This window comes from Vibrio nigripulchritudo (assembly GCF_027924785.1).
Taxonomy (GTDB): Bacteria; Pseudomonadota; Gammaproteobacteria; order Enterobacterales; family Vibrionaceae; genus Vibrio; species Vibrio nigripulchritudo.
The window spans coordinates 1,242,787-1,266,077 of the sequence record NZ_AP027049.1 but is presented as its reverse complement, the minus strand read 5'-3'; the positions used below and the strand labels follow the sequence as shown (position 1 = coordinate 1,266,077).

The following is a 23,291-nucleotide window of genomic DNA, read 5'->3' as shown; positions in this document are numbered from 1 at the left end:
TTATTCTCCTTGCTTATGCTTCTACTTGGCGACCAACTTTGTCTTCGACAGAGTCAGCGTTTTGTTCGAAGTGGTAGCGACCTGTTTTCAGGCTGCTTGGTCCTTTACGTGCAAACTTCACCATCAGGTAAACTTCAGCAATTAAGAACACAGTGTATAGCGCAAGAATCGCAAATAAGGATGTCCAGATTTCTGCTGCGGTAAGAGCAGAGGCAGCAACGTGTACTGGCAGGATTTCACCTACAGCCCACGGTTGACGACCGTATTCAGCCACAAACCAGCCTGCTTCGATAGCAATCCAAGGTAATGGGATACTCCAAAGAGCAGCTTTAAGGATCCAAGGTTTCTGTTCGATCTTCTGACGACACGTTTGGACAAACGCAGCACCAAATACGAATAGCATGATAAAGCCACACGCCACCATGATACGGAACGACCAGAATAGCGGCCATACTGTCGGGATAGAATCGTCGGCTGCTGCCTGAATCTGTTCTTCCGTCGCGTCTGTAACCGTTTCTGTGTAGCGCTTCAACAGAAGTCCGTAACCCAGGTCACCTTTGACTTCGTCAAATGCCGCCATGTTAGCTTCAGATTTGTCGCCCGCTCTAAGCTTTTCAAGAAGCTCGTACGCGTACATACCAGTACGAATGCGTTCAACGTGGTCATCACGCAAATCACGAAGACCCGTCACTTGCTCATCGAAAGAACGAGTCGCAATAATGCCCATTACATAAGGAATCTTAATGGCGTAGTCAGTTTCCATGGTTTCCTGATTAGGAAGACCAAATACCGTAAATGCCGCAGGAGCTGGTTCTGTGTGCCACTCAGCTTCAACCGCTGCAAGCTTCACTTTTTGAACTTCACCAAGCTCATAACCAGATTCGTCACCAAGAACAATAGTAGAAAGAATGGCTGCCATGCCGAAAGAAGCTGCGATTGCAAACGAGCGACGAGCAAACGCAATGTCACGCCCTTTCAATAGGTAGTAAGCACTGATGCCAAGAACAAACATGGCGCCACAGGTATAGCCAGACGCAACCGTGTGTACGAATTTAACCTGTGCAACCGGGTTTAGAACAACCTCGGAGAAGCTAACCATCTCCATACGCATGGTTTCAAAGTTGAACTCTGCACCAACAGGGTTCTGCATCCATCCGTTTGCAATAAGAATCCAAAGCGCTGAGAAGTTCGAACCTAATGCAACCAGCCACGTCACTACAAGGTGCTGGCGTTTACTTAACCTATCCCAGCCAAAGAAGAATAGACCGACAAAAGTGGACTCTAAGAAGAAAGCGACGAGAGCTTCAATGGCGAGAGGTGCACCAAATATGTCACCTACGTAGTGGGAATAATATGACCAGTTAGTACCAAACTGGAATTCCATGGTTAAACCGGTGGCAACACCGAGCGCGAAGTTAATACCGAATAGCTTACCCCAGAACTTAGTCATGTCCTTGTAGATTTGCTTGTCGGTCATTACATAGAGAGACTCCATAATGGCAAGTAGGAAAGCCATGCCTAAAGTCAATGGAACGAATAGGAAGTGATACATCGCAGTAAGCGCAAATTGCAACCGCGACAGATCAACTACGTCAATCATGGTAACTCCTTTCGTGTCGGCTGAATGACACCGATTCACATTGCAGCGTATGTTGGGTTACACCATTGAAACAGTGGCTAACAAACAACTCTAAATGTTGTGAATTAGCTGCGTATTGTTGCAATTATGTGCCCAAATGGTTAGTTTAATGTTAAGTATCAGCTAATATAGCTTGGTCTAATATTAACGATAAAATCAGTATGTTTCAAAAAATTTATACCAGAGATCTGCTTTGATTTAGGTCAAAAATCGACGGTAATCGGCGGCTAAAAATCAACCAAATTGATCCATATCAATCAAGGTAGAATTTCTTGAACTGTTTATATTGATATAGATCACATTAATAAAATTTGGAGGGAAATTACGTGCTAGATTCTTATTCCAAAATGTTCTGAGAAAATTTGCAAAAAATTTGTAGCACGTCGAAAAATGAAGTTTTTGAAGCCAGTTGGCAATAACGCCAACTGGATAACATGTGAAACAGATGGGGAAATTGTTGTTATTTTGTTGGATTATCCAACCCGAAGTGTAAATAAGCGCGATCGGTCGCTATTCTTCCGCGTGGGGTGCGTTGCAGGTAGCCTTGTTGTATCAAATAGGGCTCAATAACATCTTCTATGGTGTCTTTCTCTTCACCAATCGCTGCTGCTAAGTTATCTAAGCCGACAGGACCGCCAGAGAACTTTTCCATAATCGCCAGCAACAGCTTACGATCCATGTAATCAAAGCCCTGGTTGTCGACATCCAGCATGTTTAGAGCCTTGTCTGCTATGTCACTGCAGATATGTCCGTTACCTTTCACTTCTGCGTAGTCGCGTACACGCCTGAGCAAGCGGTTTGCGATACGTGGTGTGCCACGTGCTCGTCTTGCTACTTCTAACGCGCCTTCCGCATCCATAGAAAGATTTAAGCAGTTCGCACTGCGCTGCACGATGTGCTGAAGGTCTTTAACGTTGTAGTACTCTAGCCGCTGAACGATGCCAAAACGGTCTCGCAGAGGCGATGTTAGAGAGCCTGCACGAGTGGTTGCACCAATTAAGGTAAACGGTGGTAAGTCAATCTTGATGGAGCGAGCAGCCGGCCCTTCACCAATCATGATATCAAGCTGGTAATCTTCCATTGCAGGGTAGAGAACCTCTTCGACCACGGGGCTAAGCCGATGAATCTCATCGATAAAAAGCACATCGTTTTCTTCAAGATTGGTAAGAAGCGCCGCCAAATCTCCAGCCTTCTCCAACACTGGACCAGAAGTGGTCCGAATGTTCACTTCCATCTCGTTGGCTACGATGTTAGCCAATGTGGTTTTACCCAAGCCAGGAGGGCCGAATATCAGCAGGTGATCGAGTGCTTCGTTTCTTAGCTGTGCAGCTTTAATGAAGATTTCCATTTGATCACGAACATGGTCCTGACCTTGATAATCTTCGAGCTTTTTGGGGCGAATCGCCCTGTCTATCACATCTTCATCTTTGAAGCTTGGATTTTCAGGAGCAATAAGTCGGTCTGCTTCGATCATATATTTACTATTCTAAGGTTCGTTCAATCCGCGGTTTAAACCATGGATTTTAATGCTTCACGGATAATTTCTTCACTCGTCATGCCGGACTTAGCAATTTGAGACACCACTTTCGATGCGATTTGTGGCTTATAACCCAGTGCCAATAGTGCGCTCACGGCTTCATCATCGGCATTTTGATTGTCTGCCTCTGGCGCTGAGTCAATTGGAGCAGCATCTGTAGCAGGTGTAAACAGGTCGCCCGCTCCCCACCCTTTCAGACGATCTTTCATTTCAACCACAAGGCGCTCGGCAGTTTTCTTACCTACACCCGGCAGCTTGACCAGAGTCGAAATGTCTTCACGTTCAACACAAGACACAAACTGCCCTGCCGTCATGCCGGAAAGGATACCTAAACCAAGCTTAGGACCAACACCATTGGCTTTAATTACTTCACGGAACAACGCGCGTTCTTTAACGGTATTAAAGCCATAAAGAAGCTGAGCATCTTCGCGCACCACAAAATGAGTGTAGATGATGGCTTCTTCGCCCACATTGGGCAGTTCATAAAAACAGCTCATTGGCATTTGCACTTCATAACCCACACCTGAGACTTCAATAAGCAGTTCTGGTGGCTGTTTTTCTATCAAAATACCGCGAAGGCGTCCGATCACAATCTTGTCCTTAGGAATAAAAATTCAATGAAAAATGATGATAATAGATTACTGGATGGATAGCCAGTTCAATAAAGAAAAGTGGGAACGCTTAGGGTCTGTTGCCCCTTGGCTCCCGCTTAAATGATTTATGATGAATTAGCGGTAGCGCCCTTTCTTCGCGCTGGTTGCCTGCCCAGCAAGTGCTACCAAGGTTTTATTGGTGTTTGCATGACAAATCGCTACACCTAGCGCATCAGCCGCGTCAGCTTGTGGTTTAGCAGGCAACTTCAACATGCTTGTCACCATGTGCTGAACTTGCGCTTTGTCTGCACCACCAGTGCCTACAACGGCTTGTTTGATTAACCTGGCTGCGTACTCAAATACAGGTAAATCCGCATTAACAGCAGCTACTATCGCGCTACCTCTCGCCTGCCCTAGCTTAAGCGCGGAGTCGGCGTTTTTCGCCATAAAGACCTGTTCAATGGCAAACACATCCGGTTGAAACTGGGTGATGATTTCCGTTACGCCCGCATAAATCTGCTTCAGGCGACTTGGTAAGTCATCATGGGAGGTACGAATACAACCACTGCCCAAATAGTGTAAGTGTCTGCCTTGCTGACGAATCACGCCGTAGCCAGTGATTCTTGAACCGGGATCAATACCCAGAATTATCGACATACAAGGTTTCCTATTTTTAAAGGACCGCCACAAAATGCATCGCTACACTTTGTGCCTTTCATAGGATTAAAGGGCAGCTGCCACTTCATCCGAAATATCACCGTTGTGGTAGACCTCTTGTACGTCATCCAAATCTTCTAGCGCGTCAATCAAACGTAGTAGTTTAGGAGCGGTATCCGAATCCAAATCCGCTTTCGTCGAAGGTATTAACGAAACTTCTGCATTTGCGGCTTCAAAACCAGCGGCATCTAACGCATCTTTCACCGAACCGAAGTCCGCCGGTGCGGTATATACGTCTATCGCGCCGTCTTCGCCCGTTTCGATGTCGTCAGCACCACTTTCTAGCGCGACTTCCATCACTTCATCTTCGTCCAAACCCGGCGCATACGAAATCACCCCTTTTTTCTCGAAGAGGTAGTTTACGCTGCCGTCCGTACCCAGATTGCCGCCAGCTTTGGAAAAGGCATGACGAACACCAGAAACGGTACGGTTGCGGTTGTCGGTTAAGCATTCAACCATAACAGCCGTACCACCCGGACCATAACCTTCGTAGATGACGGTTTCCATGTTGTCATCACCTTCCCCACCAGCACCACGGCTGACGGCTCGGTTGACTGTGTCTCGGGTCATGTTATTCGACAGTGCTTTGTCGATAGCGGCACGCAAACGAGGGTTGTTTTCAGGCTCTGCGCCCCCCTCTTTTGCTGCCACCACAATTTCGCGGATTAACTTTGTGAAAATCTTGCCGCGTTTTGCATCTTGCGCGGCTTTACGGTGACGAATGTTCGCCCATTTACTGTGACCAGCCATAATTCACCTTTTCTATGATTGAAGCACTCAGGTGGAGCGACATTGAATGCTGCCTTTGAATCACCTGAGAGCGATATATCTTCATTAAAACAAAAACTCCCGCAAATGCGGGAGTTTTCATTCATTTATTTGCGCTTACTCTGCGTCTTTTTCTTTTGCTGCCGTTACTGCAATCGCAAGCTCGTCCAACGCTGCTGGGTTCGCCAAACTTGGTGCATCCGTCAGCAAGCACGCTGCCGCAGTCGTTTTAGGGAATGCGATAACATCACGGATGTTCTCAGTGCCACAAAGCAGCATAACCAGACGATCCAGACCAAACGCAAGACCAGCGTGCGGTGGCGTACCATACTTAAGTGCATCCAGAAGGAAGCCAAACTTAAGCTGCTGCTCTTCTGCTTCAATACCTAGGATATCGAACACTGCTGCTTGCATTTCTGCATTGTGGATACGAACAGAACCGCCGCCCACTTCGTAGCCATTCAGAACCATATCGTAAGCGTTAGAGTTCGCCGCAGCAGGGTTTGCTTTTAGCTCTTCTGCCGTCACACCTAATGGAGAAGTGAACGGGTGGTGCATCGCGTGCAGGTTACCTTCGTCATCTTCTTCAAACATTGGGAAATCAACAACCCAAAGTGGCGCCCATGCGCTGGTATCGGTCAGTTCAAGATCGGTACCCAGCTTCAGGCGAAGTGCACCCATGGCTTCAGCGACAGTGTTTGCTTTGTCTGCGCCAAATAGGATGATGTCGCCAGTTTGAGCACCAGTACGTTCAAGAATGCCGTTGATTACTTCTTCATTCAGGAACTTAGCAACCGGAGACTGAATGCCTTCCAAGCCAGCTTCGCGATCGTTCACTTTCATCCACGCCAAGCCTTTCGCACCGTAGATGCCTACAAACTCGCCGTAACCATCGATTTGCTTACGCGTCAGTTTTGCACCACCTGGTACGCGAATCACGGCTACACGACCTTTTTCATCGTTTGCAGGACCAGAAAAGACTTTGAATTCGACATCTTTCACTAGGTCTGCAACATCAACCAGCTCTAGTGGGTTACGCAGATCGGGTTTGTCCGAACCGAAACGACGAATGGCTTCGCTAAATGGCATTACCGGGAAATCGCCCAGATCAACGTCTAGTAGCTCTTGCCACATATCGCGAACCATTTTTTCCGTGGTTGCACGAACTTCGTCTGCCGTCATGAAAGAGGTTTCGATATCGATTTGAGTGAATTCTGGCTGACGGTCTGCACGCAAGTCTTCGTCTCGGAAACACTTAACAATTTGGTAGTAACGGTCAAAACCAGACATCATAAGAAGCTGTTTGAACAACTGAGGAGACTGAGGAAGCGCGTAGAAGCTGCCTTTATGTACACGGCTAGGTACCAGGTAGTCACGTGCACCTTCTGGCGTCGCTTTCGTCAGTACAGGCGTTTCAATGTCTAGGAAGCCATTATCATCAAGGAAACGACGAACAAAACTGGATGCTTTTGCGCGAAGCTTAATACGGTCGCTCATTTCAGGGCGACGAAGATCCAGATAACGGAACTTCAAACGCTGCTCTTCAGAGTTATTCTGGTTAAAATCCAGAGGAAGAACGTCACTGCGGTTGATGATTTCCAGGCTTTTCGCCAGGATTTCAACTTCACCCGTCGCCATGTCTTTGTTTACCTGGCTGTCTGGACGAGCGCGAACTTCACCTGTCAATTTGATGCAAAATTCATTACGAAGTTGGTTTGCCACTTCGTATGCGTCCGCCATATCCGGGTCTACCACTACCTGAACAACGCCTTCGCGATCTCGCATATCAATGAAGATAAGACCGCCTAAATCACGGCGACGGTTAACCCAGCCGCACAGTTCTACAGTTTGTCCTGCAAGGGACTTGTTCAGGTGACCACAATAATGGGTACGCATAATGAATTTCCCAATCTCTAATTAGTTATCAATTTCTAAGCTGCCGATGCTTGAGATTATCGACAGAGCAAAGTGCCATTTATACGCGTAATGTTCACATAAATCGACCATTACACGCACAATTCATTGTGTTTTATCTTGCCTTGCTACTTTTTTAGGCAGAACCCGCCTAAAAACGACAAAACAGTAAAAAATTTGGGGCAGATTATAGCGTGAAAACTTCTTTAAACCCAATCCAAATAGCATAGATTCAAGAACACGAAGCCTACCTTCTGCACGGCTCAAACTTTAAATAACAAGAATCAGCACTAAATCTTCGAATTGTCGAATAAGCTAGAAGACCAGTTAGAAATAAGCAGTTATAGAAAATTACATTTCAAACAGTTACATGTTTAATTGACGTAGCTTCTAAATTCTTAATTTACATGAAGAAGTTAAATTTGATTTTTTGTAGATTTTCAATTCTTGCCATAAGTGGATGATAAAAATGCAAATTTCAAGTTCTGTTGGTTTAAAGGGAATCAATAAGAAAGCCGATGTAGAAAAAGTCCAAGAAGCATTGAATCGTGCATCTCTAGGACCACTCAGCTTACTCAGTATTGATGGAAAATGCGGTCCCAATACTAGACACCGAATTCATTGGTTTCAAAAGGAAATACTGAAATTTCGTAAGCCAGATTCATTGATAGACACAAAAGGAAAAACTTGGAAGGCGCTTTCTCTATTCCTAGCTAAACCTAAAGAACAAGCTAAAGGCTTTGCTTCTTTATTTAATACAAAACATTATGAAAAGGTGGAACCTAAGATATCACTTAGCCCACTTAGGCGGAGTATTGCTTGGGGAGCGAAAGTTTCACCTGATTTTAAGAATAAGGTTGTTCTAGTTTGTAAAGAGCTGGGAATAAATCCCGACTTTTTAATGGCTTGTATGGCATTTGAAACTGGGGAAACTTTCAGCCCAAAAATCAAAAACGCTGCTGGCAGCGGGGCTACCGGACTAATCCAATTTATGCCGTCAACCGCTAAGGGACTGGGTACCACTACAGAAAAACTAGCCAAAATGACGCCAGTAAAACAACTGGACTATGTTAAAAAGTATTTTTGGCCATACCGGAATCGAATAAAGAAACTGGAAGATGTTTACATGGCGATCTTATACCCAGCAGCTATAGGTAAACCCACGTCACATGCTTTATTTAAGAAAGGTACCATTGCCTACAAGCAAAACTCGGGATTTGACAAAAATAAAGACGGAAATATAACTCTGAGTGAGATTTCTATAAAAGTATCTCAAAAGTATCACAAAGGGCTAAAATCGGGTTACATAGGCTAAAAATGAATTGGATTCTAGGTATATTACTCTCAGCGAGTTTCGCTTCATCTGCTTCAGTTTCTAATGAGTGGGATGGGACTTATGGTTGCGAGCTTGATATGGGGAAAAGTAATTCAGGTCTGAACACATGGTCAGAATATGAACTTAAAATTGAAAACAACAGTTGTTCACTTACAATTTTAGGCTTTCAAACGAATGAAAACATCATGTGTCAGAGTCAACTAGTCGACGGCACGCTAAATATTCTATTTGCCTCATATGCTGATGGGAGTTTCAAAAATCTCTATGGTGTTCAAGTATATAAGGTTAATGAAAATCTAGTACAGTTGACCAAAGAAAATAATGAAATCCTAACTGAATGGAAGTCTCTGTGGCCAGGGGAGCCTGTAAGTCGTCGTCATAAGTGCTTCGATAAATCTTAAAAGGGCAGCTACCAATTATCGGTAGCTGTTATTGTACCTATGTTTATTACGCTCAAATGATATAGTTATCACACAAACTGAGAGGAAAACTTTTCACCTTACTGATTGGGTACGGGCATTCGTTTTAAGGAACATCCATGCTCCGATTACAGTTAGGGTTTAATGAGCTTAAGCATAGGACATCACTGGATATGAACACCTTGCCATTAAGATTAGGATTAACCATGTGGTCACACAGTGCATGGCAAGCTGGATTTTATGGCAGTGGAACGCAAAATTCAGAGCGACTGGAAAAGTACGCACGCGTATTTCATACCGTAGAGGGGAACACCACGTTTTACGCCACGCCCTCGGCTTCAACGGTACAAAACTGGCGGGCAGCGACACACGATGACTTTCGATTTACTTTCAAACTCCCTAAAAGTATCACCCATGACCAAAAGCTTCGCGGTTGCGAAGGCTTGCTAAAGGATTTTATGGCTGTGATGCAACCTATTCATGATCGAGTTGGTATGTGGACAATTCAGTTGCCTGCACAGTTTAGCCCCAAAGATCTCCCTGCTCTGCGCTCTTTTTGTCGTCTGTTTCCCAAAGAATTTCCTTTAGGGGTCGAAGTGCGCCATCTGGATTTCTTCAACAAAGGACAAGAAGAACAGGAGCTTAACCGATGGCTGCATGAAGAAGGCATCGACCGAATCATTATGGACAGCCGACCTGTTCACTCCGCAGAACCTATCTCTGATGCCGTTATTGATGCCCACAAGAAAAAACCTAAAGTTCCCGCGCACGCCGTGTCTACCAGTAATCGCCCTATGATTCGCTTTATTGGGCACCCTGAATTCGAAGCCAACCTGCCATTTTTTCAACCTTGGATAAAAAAGCTGCCTGACTGGATTGCGGAAGGGAAACAGCCGTATTTGATGATCCATACGCCGGATAATAATGAGTCACCTGAATTTGCTCGCCGCCTGTATGGTGAACTTCAAAAAGCTGTGGATCTGCCAGAGCTAGCGCACCCACCAGCCCTTTCAGACAATAAACAAATCAGTATGTTTTAATGGCTTAAAAGCGCATCCATTTATTCCTAGGGTCTGTTGACCTTTCGTGGTTAAATTTTGTTCGAGATAAAAGCGTTTTAATCGCGGCGAGGGGTTTTTCGCCTAGTCGTTCTAAGCAAAGACCTCTCAACAAAGAGTAAAACGCTTTTAGCCGAACCCTTTGGGCAGCGTTTGTGGCTCCTTTCTACTGTGTTACCGCTTATTGATGTAGAGCGACTACACCGAATAAGCGTCGCCTTGTATAAAGAACCCACAAATCGCTGCAAAAATCATCTCGAAAGGTCAACAGACCCTGATGACACGGGGGCAAAATTTTCTTAGAATACGCCCCTTTTCGAGCTGTGTATCTAACCTGAGCTAAGGATTAGAGACTGGCTTACCCTTACTGTGAATGTTTATCACGGGTAAAGTTAATGTTCCTGAGTTTGCAATTGCGAGTTTGCTATGAGCCACAAAGACACCATCTTTTCTGCACCTATTGAAAAGATTGGAGATTTTACTTTCGATGCCAATGTTGCCGAAGTATTCCCGGATATGATCCAACGTTCAGTTCCAGGGTACAGCAACATCATTTCTGCCATTGGAATGCTGGCAGAGCGCTTTGTCGAACCGCAATCTAATATCTACGATCTGGGCTGCTCTCTTGGTGCTGCAACGCTTTCCATGCGCCGCCATATCAGCAAAGAAGGTTGTAAGATCATTGCGGTCGACAATTCTGAAGCAATGGTCGAGCGCTGTAAGTTACACGTCAACGCTTACCGCTCTGATACCCCTGTTGAGGTAATAGAAGCAGATATCCGGGATATTGATATTGAGAACGCTTCTGTGGTGGTTCTGAACTTTACACTGCAGTTTCTCTCACCAGAAGACCGCCAAAATTTGCTAGAGAAAATCTATCGTGGATTAAGAAAAGGCGGAATTTTGATTCTTTCAGAGAAGTACGTATTTGAAAACGAAACCGCAAACGAACTTCTTATCGACCTTCACCATGACTTCAAACGTGCAAACGGTTATAGCGAACTGGAAATCAGTCAGAAACGCAGCGCCATCGAAAATGTGATGCGTCCTGATTCCATTCAAATGCATAAAGATCGCTTTGAGAGCATTGGATTTTCAAGCAACGAAGTGTGGTTTCAATGCTTTAACTTTGGCTCTATGTTCGCCATCAAATAACATCGCTTACCTGCACTGACTTTAAATTAACGACGATTACGACTTAAACCATGTTCAACTTTGCTAATTTCTACCAACTTATCGCTCAAGATACTCGCCTTCAGCCTTGGCTGAACATTCTTCCTCAGCAGCTGACGGATTGGCAAAATGCAGAACATGGCGACTTTGAACGCTGGCTGCGTGCGCTGAATAAAATTCAGGAAGGCACACCAGACAACATTGATTTGAAAGACTCCGTCTCTTTATCAAATAACGAACCTTTGCATACTGGTGAGCTGAAAAAGTTAGAAAACCTGCTTAAGACTTTCCACCCTTGGCGTAAAGGTCCATACAACCTGCATGGCATTCATATTGATACTGAATGGCGAAGCGACTGGAAATGGGATCGCGTTCTTCCACATATTTCACCGCTGAAAAATCGCAGTGTGCTGGATGTAGGTTGTGGTAATGGCTACCACATGTGGCGAATGCTGGGTGAAGGCGCGCGTTTGTGTGTAGGTATCGACCCGTCTCATCTATTTTTGGTTCAGTTTGAAGCAGTCAGAAAGTTGATGGGCGGCGATCAACGTGCGCATTTATTGCCACTTGGTATCGAGCAACTTCCTGAATTACAGGCTTTTGACACCGTGTTCAGCATGGGCGTGTTGTATCACCGTCGTTCTCCACTGGATCATTTGATTCAGCTTAAAAATCAACTGGTATCTGGAGGGGAATTGATTCTTGAAACTCTGGTTATCGAGGGTGATGAGAATGCAGTGCTGGTTCCTGTTGATAGGTATGCTCAGATGCGCAACGTGTATTTCTTCCCATCTGCGAAGGCGTTAAAAGTGTGGCTGGAAAAATGCGGATTTGAAGATGTTCGTATTGTAGATGAGAACGTCACTTCCGTCGGAGAACAACGCACAACAGAATGGATGACACATAACTCGTTACCAGACTATTTAGACCCGAACGATCCTAGCAAAACCGTTGAAGGTTACCCGGCACCAAGGCGCGCAGTTTTAGTGGCAAGGAATCCATAGGTCTAATTATTGTCCGGCTCAGGCAGCTCTGACATCAGATTAACATAAGGGTGCTTCACGCATCCTTTTTTATAATATACACTTTGTGTCACTTCCTGCTTTAACCCGCTAAAAATAAGGTCATTATGCTTAAAAAGGTTGCCGCCTTAGCTGCCGTGACAGTGTTGTCTGGATGCACGCTGATCGACGGAGAGAAATACACTCAATCTACCCAAGCTGCCATTCAACAATCAGAGTCAAACCTGACCAACCAGCTTCAAACTTACGCTGACCAAATTGATAAGCAAAACGATCACATTAACTACTTAAGTATTGAGCTGACCAATCTAAATAACGAAGTCGCCAAGCTTCGACAAGAACAGGCTAAGCAGTTCAAGAAGCTGAAAACCCCAAAAGCCGCGCCTATACAGCCTAAGCAAACCCAGCCAGCACCAGAACCAACTCAGACCGTTGTGCTTGGCGCGATAGAAAAAGTGAAAATCGATACGATTAAGCAGCAGTTTGATGCCCGAGTAGATACAGGTGCCGCAACGTCTTCAATCAATGCTGTTGATATTCAGGAATTCGAGCGAAACGGCAAAACCTGGGTGAAGTTTCACATCAGTGACGAAAAGACCAAGAAAGAAGATCAGCTCTGGATTGAATCGCCTGTACTCAGATACGCGAAAATTCGTCAGTCTACCAGTGAAGAAGCTCAACGCAGACCGGTTGTCGAACTGTGGGTTCAAGTTGGCATGATCCACGAAAAAGCACAGTTCACGCTGGCTGACCGATCTCAAATGAGCCACCCAATTCTGCTTGGTCGTGAATTTATTAAAGACATCGCTCTCGTCGATGTCAGCAAAACTTACCTGCAATCTAACACTCAGTAAACGTTAAGGAATTCAAAGCCATGACATCCAAAGTGCCCTTTTATCTTGCGGTCGCACTTCTTATCGTTGCAGGGATTGCACTCAGTATTCTTCGCCATACCGATTATGGCGTGCCATGGACGCCAGGTGAAACCAGACAAGTCTGGGATGTAGAAGCACGTGTTGAGTTCTCTGCAAATGGCGATGCTGTGAAAGCGTCGTTAGCCGCTCCTGCAACACAGTCTGGTTTTACATTGATTAACGAGAGTACTTCATCTCCGGGTTATGGTGTTGCCTACGTCAGTACTGAAAGCGGGCGACGCGCAGAGTGGAGTATCCGAAGCGCAACTGGTCCTCAGATTATTTATTACAAAGCGCAATTCTTGGTGGATGAGCAAGCGAACGTAGCGGTTATTCCACCGTCTGATGATCCCATTGAGAAGCCGATTTTTGATGGTCCTCAAGATGCTGCAGCACAGTCGCTATTGCAACAAGCTACGGACAGAAGCGCAGACAATGTAACTCTGGCAAGAGAGCTGATTAAGCAGTTGAATGATGGTGATAACCAAAATGCAGCATTGCTTTTAAACACAGAGGATAAGGTAAACACCACGTCTAAATTGCTGAGTTACGCTGCCATTCCAAACAAAGTCGTAGGCGTGATTCAGTTGGAAGACGGACGTCGTCGCCAGAACATTGTTCCAATGGTCGAAGTGTGGGATGGCGAAAACTGGGAACTGTTCGACACCCATTCTGGTGTACAAGGTAAACAGAAAAACTGGCTTGTATGGGACGATTCGAATATATCCCTACTTGACGTGATTGGCGGTAAGAACAGTCAGGTGCTGTTCTCAATGATTGCTCAGGAAGTCACTCCACAACAGGCAACCTCCAAAAAAGTAGAAGCAGACAGCCTGCTCAACTTCTCAATTCACAGCCTGCCAATTGCCGAACAGTCGATGTTTAAAACCATTATGCTGATCCCTATTGGCGCGCTTATTGTGGTCTTCCTGCGTGTGATTGTCGGGTTGAAAACTTCTGGCACCTTTATGCCAGTCCTGATTGCAGTGGCATTCGTTCAAACCCAGCTACTGACTGGTATTGTTGGTTTCTTGCTGATTGTAGGAACGGGGCTGGTTATTCGCGGCTATTTGTCTAAGTTGAATTTGCTGCTAGTTGCCCGAATCTCAGCCGTCATCATCACGGTTATTCTGATCATCTCAATCTTCACGATTGTCTCTTTCAATATTGGATTGAATGAAGGTCTGACTATCACTTTCTTCCCAATGATCATTCTCTCTTGGACCATTGAACGTATGTCTATCTTGTGGGAAGAAGAAGGCGGAAAAGAAGTCTTTATTCAAGGTGGTGGTTCCCTACTTACTGCAGTCTTAGTGTATTTGGCGATGACCAATCCGTTTGTTCAGCATCTGACCTTTAACTTCATTGGCTTGCAACTGATCGTTCTTGCTCTGATTTTGCTTCTGGGTACCTACACGGGCTATCGTCTGACAGAACTGCGTCGCTTTAAGCCGCTGGCGGAGGATTAAGTATGTGGAGTCAGTTCACCTCCCCTTTCAAGCTGAAAAGCAAAGGGATCATGGGAATGAATCAGCGTAACCACAGCTATATCGGGCGATACAATGATCGTTCAAAATATCCATTGGTCGATGACAAATTGAAAACCAAACTCATTGCAGAGCAAGCTGGCGCAACCGTACCAAAGCTGATTGGTGTCATCAGCCATCAGGCAGAGGTGAAATCGATTCATAAGATGGTCAAAGACTGGCCGGGATTTGTGATTAAACCTGCTCAGGGCAGCGGTGGAAAAGGCATTCTTGTGGTGACCTCCCACAAAGATGGCGAATACATGAAGCCTTCTGGATCGGTGATCAACAAAGAAGACGTTGAAAGGCACATCAGTAACGCTCTTGCGGGTCTGTTCTCTTTGGGTGGAAAGAACGATGTGGCGGTAGTTGAAAACCTGATTAAATTCGACGATTGCTTTGAAGGCTTCAGTTATGAAGGCGTGCCTGATGTAAGGATCATCGTGTTTAAGGGCTATCCTGTAATGGCAATGATGCGTTTATCGACTTCAGATTCGGACGGCAAAGCTAACTTACACCAAGGTGCAGTAGGCGTAGGCATCGACATCGCAACAGGCAAGGCCGTTCGCGCCGTGCAGTTTGATCAGCCGATTAAACATCACCCAGACACGGGGAAAGAACTGGCGACTTTGCAAGTCCCACATTGGGAACGATTGCTGACTTTGGCTTCAAGCGCATGGGAGATGACAGGGCTGGGCTATATGGGAACCGATATGGTACTCGACAAAGAAGAAGGTCCTATGGTGTTGGAGCTGAATGCTCGCCCGGGGCTGGCGATTCAAATTGCTAATGGCAGTGGTCTGTTGCCTCGGCTTCGTCATATCGAAAGCCTGGGAGAACCCGCAGAATATCCAAAACCAGCTGAGCGTGTTGCCTATGCAGCCAAAACCTTTGGTTCACAAAGCTGATTACTCTTCCCTCCAAACGAAAAAAGAGCACCACTCAGGTGCTCTTTTGCTATTCATGCTTTAAGCCTGCTCTTATCCCGGGCTCAGGTTACTTACCTAACGCTTCTTTGTAATGCTTGCGGCAGACAGATACGTAACGGTCGTTTCCGCCTATTGCTACTTGGTCGCCTTCTGCAATGGCATTACCATGCTCATCCGTTCGAATCACCATGTTCGCTTTACGCCCGCAATGGCAGATGGTTTTCAGCTCTACCAACTTGTCAGCCCATGAAAGCAGGTATTTACTGCCTTCAAATAGCTCCCCAAGAAAGTCTGTTCTCAAGCCGTAACACAGTACAGGAATACCCAATTTATCAACGACTTCTGTTAGCTGATAAACTTGATCTTTTGACAGGAACTGACACTCATCCACAAGGATGCAATGGCGTTTTTGTTCTTCATTGTGTTTCTTTATTTCTTCAAACAAATCCGTTTCATGATGAAATAACTGGGCTTCAGACTGCAAACCGATTCGAGAGCTTACTTTTCCTATTCCGTAGCGGTTGTCCAGTGCTGCGGTATAAATCATCGGATTCATCCCACGCTCTTGATAGTTAAAAGAGGACTGTAAAAGTGTTGTAGATTTACCCGCGTTCATCGCTGAGTAATAAAAATACATTTGTGCCACAGATTGTTTCCAAGAAAATAAAATCAGAAAAAAGGGCTGAAACTTCAGCCCTTTATAAAATGTGAATTACGTTACTTACGACGCCAAGTGGTTCCTTCCGGACCATCTTCGAGTTCAATGCCCATCTCGTTCAGCTTATCGCGCGCCATATCAGCATTCGCCCAGTCTTTTGCTGCACGAGAATCATTACGAAGTTTAATCAGCGCTTCAATTTCTGCCACTTCGTCGTCGTTATCGGCCGCACCACCTTTCAAGAAGGCTTCTGGATCCTGATGAAGAATACCGATCACGTCCGCCAATTCACGCAGTAAAGCGCCAAGTGCTGAGGCTTGTTCTAAGTTTTCACCTTTGATTCGGTTCACTTCGCGAGCCATGTCAAACAGTACCGAATACGCTTCTGGTGTATTGAAGTCGTCATTCATCGCTTCGGTAAAGCGAGTAACGTATTCTTCGCCACCAGCAGGAGAAGCAGAAAGGTCAAGGCCACGTAATGAAGTGTAGAGACGCTCAAGAGAAGCACGTGCCTGATTCAGGTTTTCTTCACTGTAATTTAGCTGGCTGCGGTAGTGACCTGACATCAGGAAGTAGCGCACGGTTTCCGCATCGTAGTGACCCAAAACGTCACGGATAGTGAAGAAGTTACCCAGAGATTTTGACATCTTCTCACGGTCTACCATCACCATGCCACTGTGCATCCACGTATTCACGTATTGCGTGTCGTGCGCACAGCAAGACTGAGCAATCTCATTTTCATGGTGAGGGAATTGAAGATCAGAGCCACCGCCGTGTATATCAAAGTGATCGCCAAGAATCGATGAGTTCATCGCTGAACATTCAATGTGCCAGCCAGGACGACCTGGACCCCATGGTGATTCCCATGTCGGTTCACCTGGCTTAGACATTTTCCAAAGAACGAAATCCAGCGGGCTGCGTTTTGCAAGCTCAACATCAACACGGGCACCTGCCTGAAGCTGATCCAAATCCTGACGAGACAGTTTTCCGTACTCGTCGTATTTCTTCACTTCAAACATGACGTCGCCATTGTCTGCAACGTAGGCAAAACCGCGTTCGATCAGTGTTTCAACAAGATCAATGATTTCCTGAATGAATTGTGTTGCGCGAGGTTCAACGTCTGGGCGCTTCATATTTAACGCATCGAAATCAGCGTGCATTTCACCGATCAAACGTTCTGTCAGAGAGTCACAGCTTTCGCCGTTTTCCGCCGCACGCTTGATGATCTTATCGTCAATGTCTGTGATGTTACGAACAAATGTCAGATCGTAGCCTAAGTAACGCAGGTAACGAGAAACCACATCAAACGAAACGAAGGTACGACCGTGTCCGATATGACAGAGATCATAGATAGTTACTCCACAGACGTACATGCCAACTTTGCCAGCATGGATGGGTTTGAATTCCTCTTTCTGTCGGGTGAGTGAGTTAAATATCTTAAGCATGATCTCTTTAAATTCGGTTAGTGGTTTTAAGAACGCCCGAGTATATCAATTCAACTGACGTTAAGTAATAGCTCAATTTCAGAAATCGCTTCGGAAAATGTTATTTCGTTCTAATTGAACAGGTTTTGTTCTTAGGGGTCGTTAACCTAAGCACGCAGAGGGCGTATGACTTGTGTAAATTTGAGGTTACGCTAGAATTCTGTTTCCATTCCCATTAAATATTTAAAGGAAGTAATCATGATCACCCTTCACACGAACTTTGGTGACATCAAGATCCAATTGAATGATGAAAAAGCACCAGAAACCAGTGCTAACTTTTTACAGTACTGCCGTGATGGTTTTTATGACAACACTCTTTTCCACCGTGTCATTGATGGCTTCATGATCCAGGGTGGTGGCATGACTTCTGGTCTGCAAGAAAAAGACTCTCGTGCACCAATCAAAAACGAAGCAAACAACGGTTTGAGCAACAAAGTGGGTACTCTTGCTATGGCTCGTACTATGGAACCGCATTCTGCTAGCTCTCAGTTCTTCATCAACGTAAACGACAACACATTCCTGGACTTCAAATCTGAAAGTCTGGACGGTTGGGGTTACTGTGTATTTGGTGAAGTGGTAGAAGGCATGGAGATCGTTAACAAGATCAAAGGCGTTGCTACTGGTTCTATGGGAATGCACCAAGACGTTCCGCTAGAGGAAGTCGTTATCACTGGCACGACAATCGAAGAATAATTGCGTTGGGGAGCATCACGCTCCCCTTTGTTTAGGGCTTATGACCACACTTTTTATTTCCGACCTGCACTTATCCCCTACCCACCCTGAAATCACTGAAGGCTTCTTCCATTTCCTTGAAAAATACGCCTATCAAGCCGAGAAAGTCTATGTGCTCGGGGATTTATTCGATTTCTGGATAGGTGATGATGATAATTCTCCTTTCAGCCGTTCCATTATCGATGCATTCAAAGACCTGACTGATTCTGGCGTGAAGTGCTATTTCACCCATGGCAATCGTGACTTTCTGGTCAATAAGCGGTTCAGTAAAGAAACAGGTATTGAGCTTCTTCCTGAAGTGACAAAAATTGACCTCTATGGCACCCCTGCTATTCTTTTACATGGGGACACCTTGTGTCTCGAAGATGTGAAGTATCAGGAATTTAGGCGAAAAGTGCATCAGCCGTGGCTGCAGAAACTGTTTCTATGTGTGCCTCTTTTCCTCAGAAAAAAAATAGTAAAAAACGTTCAGAACAAGACCCGTAGTGATAAGCAGAAAAAGTCGCTCAACATCATGGATGTAACACAAAGCGAGGTGACTCGTGTGATGGAGAGCTACGATGCACCACTGATGATTCATGGACACACACATCGCCCCGCTCAGCATGATGTTCAGCTAAGCAACGCCGTTGGGAAAAGGGTTGTGCTAGGAGACTGGTATACCCATGGTTACATTTTGTCTTACAGCGAATCAGGTCAGGAAATCATTACTTTTCCACTGTCAGGTGGCTAAAAACAAGCTCGAATGTAACACAGCGTAACGCGCTATTGAGCTAAATATAGATTAATTGTTCCGTATGTTTATTATGCATTCCATTATTGATGTTTAGACGTGGACAATACCATTGAAATACTCTTACGTAGCACGACAACCTATTTTTGACTCTGACCGCCAAACCATGGGTTACGAACTGCTGTTTCGCGATGGTCCTAAAAACACATTTCCTGACGTCGAACCTGAGCTGGCAACTAAAAGACTGCTTTCCGACCAGTTCCTGAGCCCAAATCAAAATAATCTGGGTACAAAAAAGGGCTTTGTTAATTTCCCGTATCAAAGCCTGATCAACCAGATCCCAGCTCTGTTTCCGCGCAGTTCTATCATCATAGAAGTTCTGGAAGACTGTGAACCTACAGATGAATTGTATGACGCGCTAAAAGATCTCTACCGTCTGGGCTATAAAATCGCACTAGACGATTTCATTCCAAATCCAGATTGGAAGCGTTTTCTGCCGCTGATTTCTATCATCAAGTTTGACATTCGCACTGTTCCTATCGGCAAGGCGTCTTTTTTTATCGCCAAACTGAAAAGTACAAAGATTCAGTTCCTTGCTGAAAAAGTAGAAACTTACGAAGAGTTCCAACAAGCTAAAGAAGTGGGCTTCACTCTGTTTCAAGGCTACTTTTTTGCCAAACCTGAAATGATCCAGCATCGTGCCATTGAGCCTTCATTGCTTAATGTCATTCAACTGTGTAAAGAAATTTCGAATGATGAGCTGAATTACGATGTGATTGAGCGTTTGGTTTCGTCTGACGTTTCGCTTTCTTATAAGCTGCTGAGGTATGTAAATTCGACCTCCAGTGTTGCCAATGAAATTAAATCATTCAAACAGGCATTGGTTTATCTTGGTGAAGATAAATTGCGTAAGTTTGTCTCTCTGGTTGCCGTATCAAACGCCAATGAAGGCAAGCCAAATTCCCTATATACCCTATCCATTACTCGTGCGCGTTTCTGCGAGCTTGTCGCTGATCTTTATAAGGGGCAAGTAGACAAGAGTCTTGCCTTTTTAACTGGCATGCTTTCTTTATTAGATTCCTTACTTGATCAGCCAATGGAAGACATATTGCACTCGATTCCTGTCGATCCATCGGTGAAAGAAGCGCTTCTTAACCAAACGGGTGTATTGGGAAACATCATTACATTGGTGAAAGCATTTGAGCAGGCTGACTGGGATACGACTATCGCGAAAAGAACAGAACTCAAACTTGAAGAGAATTGCATTGCAGAGTGCTATCGCGGGGCGATCAACTGGTCTCAGGAGCTGATGGAAGTCGACTGATTTCCTTCCTCTACCTTTACCGATAAAAGCGTGGTAGCCTTTGCTCCAACTTTAAGTGACGTTAGCTCTGATCCTGTCACGCTTATTCGGTAAAATCATCATGTCTCATTGTCCTTGTGGAAATACACTGTCTTACCAAGACTGCTGCCAAAAAGTTCATCTCAATCATTCTGCGGCTGAAAAGCCTGAGCAACTGATGCGTGCTCGTTACAGTGCTCACGTAAAGAAGCTTGTGGACTTTGTTGTTGATACCTACCACCCTTCAAAAAACGCGGAAGAGCAACGTCAAGGTATCGCTGAATCTATAAATAGTGACTGGTGCAAACTGGACGTTATTAACACCGAAAATGGCAGTCATGATGATGAAGGTTACGTTGAGTTTAAAGCCTACTTCAATGAAGATGGACACCAATATTGCTTGGGTGAACGTTCAAGGTTTTTGAGAGAAGATGGGCTTTGGTATTACGTTGATGGAACGTTTCCTAAAGAAGAGCAGCCAGAACCAGAAGACCCACGCTTAACGCAACCTATCAAGAATTTAAAAGTAGGACGTAACGATCCCTGTGTTTGTGGCAGTGGTAAAAAGTTTAAGAAATGCTGCGGGTAGCAATTTAGATATCTGACATAAAAAAGCCTCTGATTTCAGAGGCTTTTTAATAGGATTTCTAGACTCTAAAAGAACTGCGATTAGTTATGGCGTTCTTTGAGCTTATTAATGACATCGCTCATTGATAACCCCTGATCTTGTAGCAGCACAAGCAAGTGGTAAATCAAATCCGCAGATTCGCATACTAACTCCGCCTTGTCGCCCGACGTCGCCGCAAGCGCAACTTCAACCCCTTCTTCGCCCACTTTTTGCGAAATACGCTTGGTGCCACGGGCATATAGGCTGGCGGTGTAGGAAGAATCCGGGTCGGCACTCTTGCGGGCAGCCAGTAGCTGCTCAAGTTGATGAAGCCACACCATTTGCGACTCCTCTTGAGGATCGACATCCCAGCATGTGGTATTTCCTAAGTGACAAGTAGGACCGATTGGCTCAACTTTCACAAGTAGAGTGTCGTTATCGCAGTCCAGCGCCATGTTTTTCAGTTGAAGTACGTTGCCAGAGGTTTCCCCTTTGGTCCAAAGACGTGCTTTGGTACGGGAGAAAAACGTAACCTGCCCCGTTTCTCCTGTTTTCGCCAACGCGTCTTGGTTCATGTAACCCATCATCAGCACCTGGCTAGATTGGAAATCTTGCACAATAGCAGGTACCAGACCGTCCACCTTGTCCCAGTTAATTTTCTCGGACAACGCACTTACTTCGGCGGTTCCATAACTCATAGTCGTACCTCAATGCCTTCGTTTTTCAGATATTGTTTTAATTCACCGATATTGATGACTTGCTTATGAAAGACTGAAGCAGCCAGTGCCCCATCTACATTCGCAGCTTGATAAGCTTCTGCAAAGTGCTCCATCGCGCCCGCTCCACCAGAAGCAATCAAAGGCACATTACACACTTCACGTACCATGTTGAGCTGCTCAATATCGTAGCCATTGCGAACACCATCTTGGTTCATCATATTCAGTACAATTTCACCCGCTCCGCGCTTTTGCACTTCCTGAACCCAGTCGCGCGTCTCCCATTGAGTGGCTTTGGTACGCGCTTCATCACCAGTGAACTGGTAAACCTGATATTTACCCGTATCTTTGTCGTAGTAGGAATCGATACCGACCACGATGCACTGAACACCAAATTTATCCGCCAGATTAGTGATGAGCTCCGGGTTAGCGAGTGCAGGCGAGTTGATGGATACTTTATCCGCACCAAACTCCAGAATACGTGCCGCGTCTTCAGCGGACTTGATTCCACCAGCGACACAGAAAGGAATATCAATCACCTCAGCAACTCGTGCAACCCAGCTTTTATCAACTACACGTCCATCGCTTGACGCTGTGATATCGTAAAAAACCAGTTCATCAGCCCCTTCTTCTGCATAGCGCTGAGCCAGAGGCACAATGTCACCAATGATCTCGTGGTTACGAAACTGAACGCCTTTTACCACTTGTCCATCACGAACATCGAGACATGGAATTATTCGCTTTGCCAGCATGCAAATGCCTCCTCTGCGGTGAACTTACCATCAAGCAGTGCACGACCGACAATTACACCGGAAACACCGCTTCCTTTCAGAGCTTCAATATCCGCCAGTGAGCCAATTCCACCTGAAGACTGAAATTGAACTTGTGGGTATTGCTTACACAAATCGATATACAGCTCGACGTTGGAACCTTCTAACGTACCGTCGCGTGAAATATCGGTACAAAGAACATGCTTTAGACCAACGGTCAAGTAGTCGTTGATCAATGCTTCAATCGTGACACCGGAATCTTCCTGCCAGCCTGAAATCGCCACTTTACGAGTGCCGCTTTCATCAATGTTGATGTCCAGAGCCAGCACAATTTTCTCAGCGCCGTATTTCTCCATCCAACTTTTTACAAGCTCCGGTTGTTTAACCGCGGTAGAACCGACCACGACACGCTGAGCACCTGCTTCTAACAAATCCACAACGTCTTGTTCATTACGCACGCCACCACCAATTTGAATGTTGGCTGGCGTGCTGGCTAACAGTTTGGCAATAAGGTCCAACTGGCGTGCAGAGGTGTCTTTCGCGCCAGTTAAATCTACAAGGTGCAGCCAATTCGCACCGGCTTGGTGGTACAGGTTAAATTGCTCAGCAGGGTCAACTTTATATTCAGTTACCTGACCGTAGTCTCCTTGATAAAGGCGAACAACCTGACCTTCTATTAAATCGAGAGCTGGAATAATCACTTT

Annotated in this window: 23 protein-coding genes; 12 read left to right on the top strand and 11 right to left on the bottom strand. The window is 45.4% G+C overall.

Annotated features, from left to right (window positions below; genetic code table 11):
• Positions 1–13: 13 nt before the first annotated feature.
• The 6 genes from cydA to aspS form a co-directional block, all read right to left on the bottom strand.
• Entirely contained in the window at positions 14–1,600 is a 1,587-nt protein-coding gene (gene cydA, locus QMG91_RS06040) for a cytochrome ubiquinol oxidase subunit I (RefSeq protein WP_022551124.1), read from the bottom strand.
• 499 nt (positions 1,601–2,099) lie between these two features.
• A complete protein-coding gene (gene ruvB, locus QMG91_RS06035) occupies positions 2,100–3,113 on the bottom strand; it encodes a Holliday junction branch migration DNA helicase RuvB (RefSeq protein WP_022551125.1) in 1,014 nt (337 codons plus the stop codon).
• Positions 3,114–3,148: 35 nt separating this feature from the next.
• Positions 3,149–3,766 carry a Holliday junction branch migration protein RuvA gene (gene ruvA / locus QMG91_RS06030; RefSeq protein ID WP_004398536.1) on the bottom strand — a complete coding sequence of 206 codons (618 nt, stop codon included), beginning with the start codon at positions 3,764–3,766 and terminating at the stop codon, positions 3,149–3,151.
• Between the two features lie 138 nt (positions 3,767–3,904).
• Complete coding sequence (ruvC, locus tag QMG91_RS06025) at positions 3,905–4,426, bottom strand: crossover junction endodeoxyribonuclease RuvC (RefSeq protein WP_004398535.1); 522 nt, start codon at positions 4,424–4,426, stop codon at positions 3,905–3,907.
• A 66-nt stretch (positions 4,427–4,492) separates the two neighbouring features.
• Positions 4,493–5,236 carry a YebC/PmpR family DNA-binding transcriptional regulator gene (locus QMG91_RS06020; protein WP_022551126.1) on the bottom strand — a complete coding sequence of 248 codons (744 nt, stop codon included), beginning with the start codon at positions 5,234–5,236 and terminating at the stop codon, positions 4,493–4,495.
• 135 nt (positions 5,237–5,371) lie between these two features.
• Positions 5,372–7,150: an aspartate--tRNA ligase gene (gene aspS / locus QMG91_RS06015; protein WP_022551127.1), complete on the bottom strand. Its 1,779-nt coding sequence runs from the start codon at positions 7,148–7,150 to the stop codon at positions 5,372–5,374.
• 487 nt (positions 7,151–7,637) lie between these two features.
• Here aspS and QMG91_RS06010 point away from each other — a divergent pair, with 487 nt between their 5' ends.
• The 8 genes from QMG91_RS06010 to QMG91_RS05975 all read left to right on the top strand — a co-directional run bounded on the left by QMG91_RS06010 (position 7,638) and on the right by QMG91_RS05975 (position 15,524).
• Positions 7,638–8,483, top strand: a complete 846-nt coding sequence (locus QMG91_RS06010; protein WP_281829592.1) for a transglycosylase SLT domain-containing protein — start codon at positions 7,638–7,640, stop codon at positions 8,481–8,483.
• 2 nt (positions 8,484–8,485) lie between these two features.
• Entirely contained in the window at positions 8,486–8,905 is a 420-nt protein-coding gene (locus QMG91_RS06005; RefSeq protein WP_281829590.1) for a DUF5991 domain-containing protein, read from the top strand.
• A gap of 191 nt (positions 8,906–9,096) precedes the next feature.
• Complete coding sequence (locus QMG91_RS06000) at positions 9,097–9,963, top strand: DUF72 domain-containing protein (protein ID WP_281830443.1); 867 nt, start codon at positions 9,097–9,099, stop codon at positions 9,961–9,963.
• Positions 9,964–10,407: 444 nt separating this feature from the next.
• Positions 10,408–11,136 (top strand): carboxy-S-adenosyl-L-methionine synthase CmoA, encoded by a 729-nt coding sequence (cmoA, locus tag QMG91_RS05995; protein ID WP_200766949.1) that lies wholly within the window; start codon positions 10,408–10,410, stop codon positions 11,134–11,136.
• 50 nt (positions 11,137–11,186) lie between these two features.
• Complete coding sequence (gene cmoB / locus QMG91_RS05990; protein ID WP_022590121.1) at positions 11,187–12,158, top strand: tRNA 5-methoxyuridine(34)/uridine 5-oxyacetic acid(34) synthase CmoB; 972 nt, start codon at positions 11,187–11,189, stop codon at positions 12,156–12,158.
• 125 nt (positions 12,159–12,283) lie between these two features.
• Positions 12,284–13,030 (top strand): ATP-dependent zinc protease family protein, encoded by a 747-nt coding sequence (locus QMG91_RS05985; RefSeq protein WP_022590120.1) that lies wholly within the window; start codon positions 12,284–12,286, stop codon positions 13,028–13,030.
• A 20-nt stretch (positions 13,031–13,050) separates the two neighbouring features.
• Positions 13,051–14,559 (top strand): inactive transglutaminase family protein, encoded by a 1,509-nt coding sequence (locus QMG91_RS05980; protein ID WP_281829586.1) that lies wholly within the window; start codon positions 13,051–13,053, stop codon positions 14,557–14,559.
• A 2-nt stretch (positions 14,560–14,561) separates the two neighbouring features.
• Positions 14,562–15,524: an alpha-L-glutamate ligase-like protein gene (locus tag QMG91_RS05975; protein WP_022551131.1), complete on the top strand. Its 963-nt coding sequence runs from the start codon at positions 14,562–14,564 to the stop codon at positions 15,522–15,524.
• 88 nt (positions 15,525–15,612) lie between these two features.
• On the opposite strand, the gene QMG91_RS05970 is transcribed toward QMG91_RS05975, so the two are convergent.
• Together QMG91_RS05970 and cysS are read right to left on the bottom strand one after the other, a co-directional pair.
• A complete protein-coding gene (locus QMG91_RS05970) occupies positions 15,613–16,191 on the bottom strand; it encodes a thymidine kinase (RefSeq protein ID WP_004406306.1) in 579 nt (192 codons plus the stop codon).
• A gap of 71 nt (positions 16,192–16,262) precedes the next feature.
• A complete protein-coding gene (gene cysS, locus QMG91_RS05965) occupies positions 16,263–17,648 on the bottom strand; it encodes a cysteine--tRNA ligase (RefSeq protein ID WP_004406305.1) in 1,386 nt (461 codons plus the stop codon).
• A gap of 237 nt (positions 17,649–17,885) precedes the next feature.
• Here cysS and QMG91_RS05960 point away from each other — a divergent pair, with 237 nt between their 5' ends.
• From QMG91_RS05960 to QMG91_RS05945, 4 genes are all read left to right on the top strand, one after another.
• Complete coding sequence (locus QMG91_RS05960) at positions 17,886–18,380, top strand: peptidylprolyl isomerase (RefSeq protein ID WP_022551134.1); 495 nt, start codon at positions 17,886–17,888, stop codon at positions 18,378–18,380.
• A 40-nt stretch (positions 18,381–18,420) separates the two neighbouring features.
• Positions 18,421–19,152, top strand: coding sequence for a UDP-2,3-diacylglucosamine diphosphatase (gene lpxH / locus QMG91_RS05955; RefSeq protein WP_022612855.1), 732 nt, complete (start codon positions 18,421–18,423; stop codon positions 19,150–19,152).
• A 112-nt stretch (positions 19,153–19,264) separates the two neighbouring features.
• Positions 19,265–20,476: an EAL and HDOD domain-containing protein gene (locus QMG91_RS05950; RefSeq protein ID WP_004406302.1), complete on the top strand. Its 1,212-nt coding sequence runs from the start codon at positions 19,265–19,267 to the stop codon at positions 20,474–20,476.
• A 100-nt stretch (positions 20,477–20,576) separates the two neighbouring features.
• Positions 20,577–21,083 (top strand): YchJ family protein, encoded by a 507-nt coding sequence (locus QMG91_RS05945; RefSeq protein ID WP_281829579.1) that lies wholly within the window; start codon positions 20,577–20,579, stop codon positions 21,081–21,083.
• Between the two features lie 80 nt (positions 21,084–21,163).
• On the opposite strand, the gene hisIE is transcribed toward QMG91_RS05945, so the two are convergent.
• The 3 genes from hisIE to hisA are packed head-to-tail and all read right to left on the bottom strand — an operon-like array spanning position 21,164 to position 23,288.
• Positions 21,164–21,799, bottom strand: coding sequence for a bifunctional phosphoribosyl-AMP cyclohydrolase/phosphoribosyl-ATP diphosphatase HisIE (hisIE, locus tag QMG91_RS05940; protein WP_004406290.1), 636 nt, complete (start codon positions 21,797–21,799; stop codon positions 21,164–21,166).
• Positions 21,796–22,569 (bottom strand): imidazole glycerol phosphate synthase subunit HisF, encoded by a 774-nt coding sequence (hisF, locus tag QMG91_RS05935; protein WP_004406287.1) that lies wholly within the window; start codon positions 22,567–22,569, stop codon positions 21,796–21,798. Before hisF ends, hisIE begins: the two co-directional genes overlap by 4 nt.
• Complete coding sequence (hisA, locus tag QMG91_RS05930; RefSeq protein ID WP_281829576.1) at positions 22,551–23,288, bottom strand: 1-(5-phosphoribosyl)-5-[(5-phosphoribosylamino)methylideneamino]imidazole-4-carboxamide isomerase; 738 nt, start codon at positions 23,286–23,288, stop codon at positions 22,551–22,553. The genes hisF and hisA overlap by 19 nt, the downstream gene beginning before the upstream one ends.
• Between the last annotated feature and the right edge of the window lie 3 nt (positions 23,289–23,291).

Bases quoted from the DNA above. Each gene is read 5' to 3' on its own strand.
- cydA (WP_022551124.1), bottom strand. From the start codon at position 1,600: ATGATTGACGTAGTTGATCTGTCGCGGTTGCAATTTGCGCTTACTGCG.
- ruvB (WP_022551125.1), bottom strand. From the start codon at position 3,113: ATGATCGAAGCAGACCGACTTATTGCTCCTGAAAATCCAAGCTTCAAA.
- ruvC (WP_004398535.1), bottom strand. From the start codon at position 4,426: ATGTCGATAATTCTGGGTATTGATCCCGGTTCAAGAATCACTGGCTAC.
- QMG91_RS06020 (WP_022551126.1), bottom strand. From the start codon at position 5,236: ATGGCTGGTCACAGTAAATGGGCGAACATTCGTCACCGTAAAGCCGCG.
- aspS (WP_022551127.1), bottom strand. From the start codon at position 7,150: ATGCGTACCCATTATTGTGGTCACCTGAACAAGTCCCTTGCAGGACAA.
- QMG91_RS06010 (WP_281829592.1), top strand. From the start codon at position 7,638: ATGCAAATTTCAAGTTCTGTTGGTTTAAAGGGAATCAATAAGAAAGCC.
- QMG91_RS06005 (WP_281829590.1), top strand. From the start codon at position 8,486: ATGAATTGGATTCTAGGTATATTACTCTCAGCGAGTTTCGCTTCATCT.
- QMG91_RS06000 (WP_281830443.1), top strand. From the start codon at position 9,097: ATGAACACCTTGCCATTAAGATTAGGATTAACCATGTGGTCACACAGT.
- cmoA (WP_200766949.1), top strand. From the start codon at position 10,408: ATGAGCCACAAAGACACCATCTTTTCTGCACCTATTGAAAAGATTGGA.
- cmoB (WP_022590121.1), top strand. From the start codon at position 11,187: ATGTTCAACTTTGCTAATTTCTACCAACTTATCGCTCAAGATACTCGC.
- QMG91_RS05985 (WP_022590120.1), top strand. From the start codon at position 12,284: ATGCTTAAAAAGGTTGCCGCCTTAGCTGCCGTGACAGTGTTGTCTGGA.
- QMG91_RS05980 (WP_281829586.1), top strand. From the start codon at position 13,051: ATGACATCCAAAGTGCCCTTTTATCTTGCGGTCGCACTTCTTATCGTT.
- QMG91_RS05975 (WP_022551131.1), top strand. From the start codon at position 14,562: ATGTGGAGTCAGTTCACCTCCCCTTTCAAGCTGAAAAGCAAAGGGATC.
- cysS (WP_004406305.1), bottom strand. From the start codon at position 17,648: ATGCTTAAGATATTTAACTCACTCACCCGACAGAAAGAGGAATTCAAA.
- QMG91_RS05960 (WP_022551134.1), top strand. From the start codon at position 17,886: ATGATCACCCTTCACACGAACTTTGGTGACATCAAGATCCAATTGAAT.
- lpxH (WP_022612855.1), top strand. From the start codon at position 18,421: ATGACCACACTTTTTATTTCCGACCTGCACTTATCCCCTACCCACCCT.
- QMG91_RS05945 (WP_281829579.1), top strand. From the start codon at position 20,577: ATGTCTCATTGTCCTTGTGGAAATACACTGTCTTACCAAGACTGCTGC.
- hisIE (WP_004406290.1), bottom strand. From the start codon at position 21,799: ATGAGTTATGGAACCGCCGAAGTAAGTGCGTTGTCCGAGAAAATTAAC.
- hisF (WP_004406287.1), bottom strand. From the start codon at position 22,569: ATGCTGGCAAAGCGAATAATTCCATGTCTCGATGTTCGTGATGGACAA.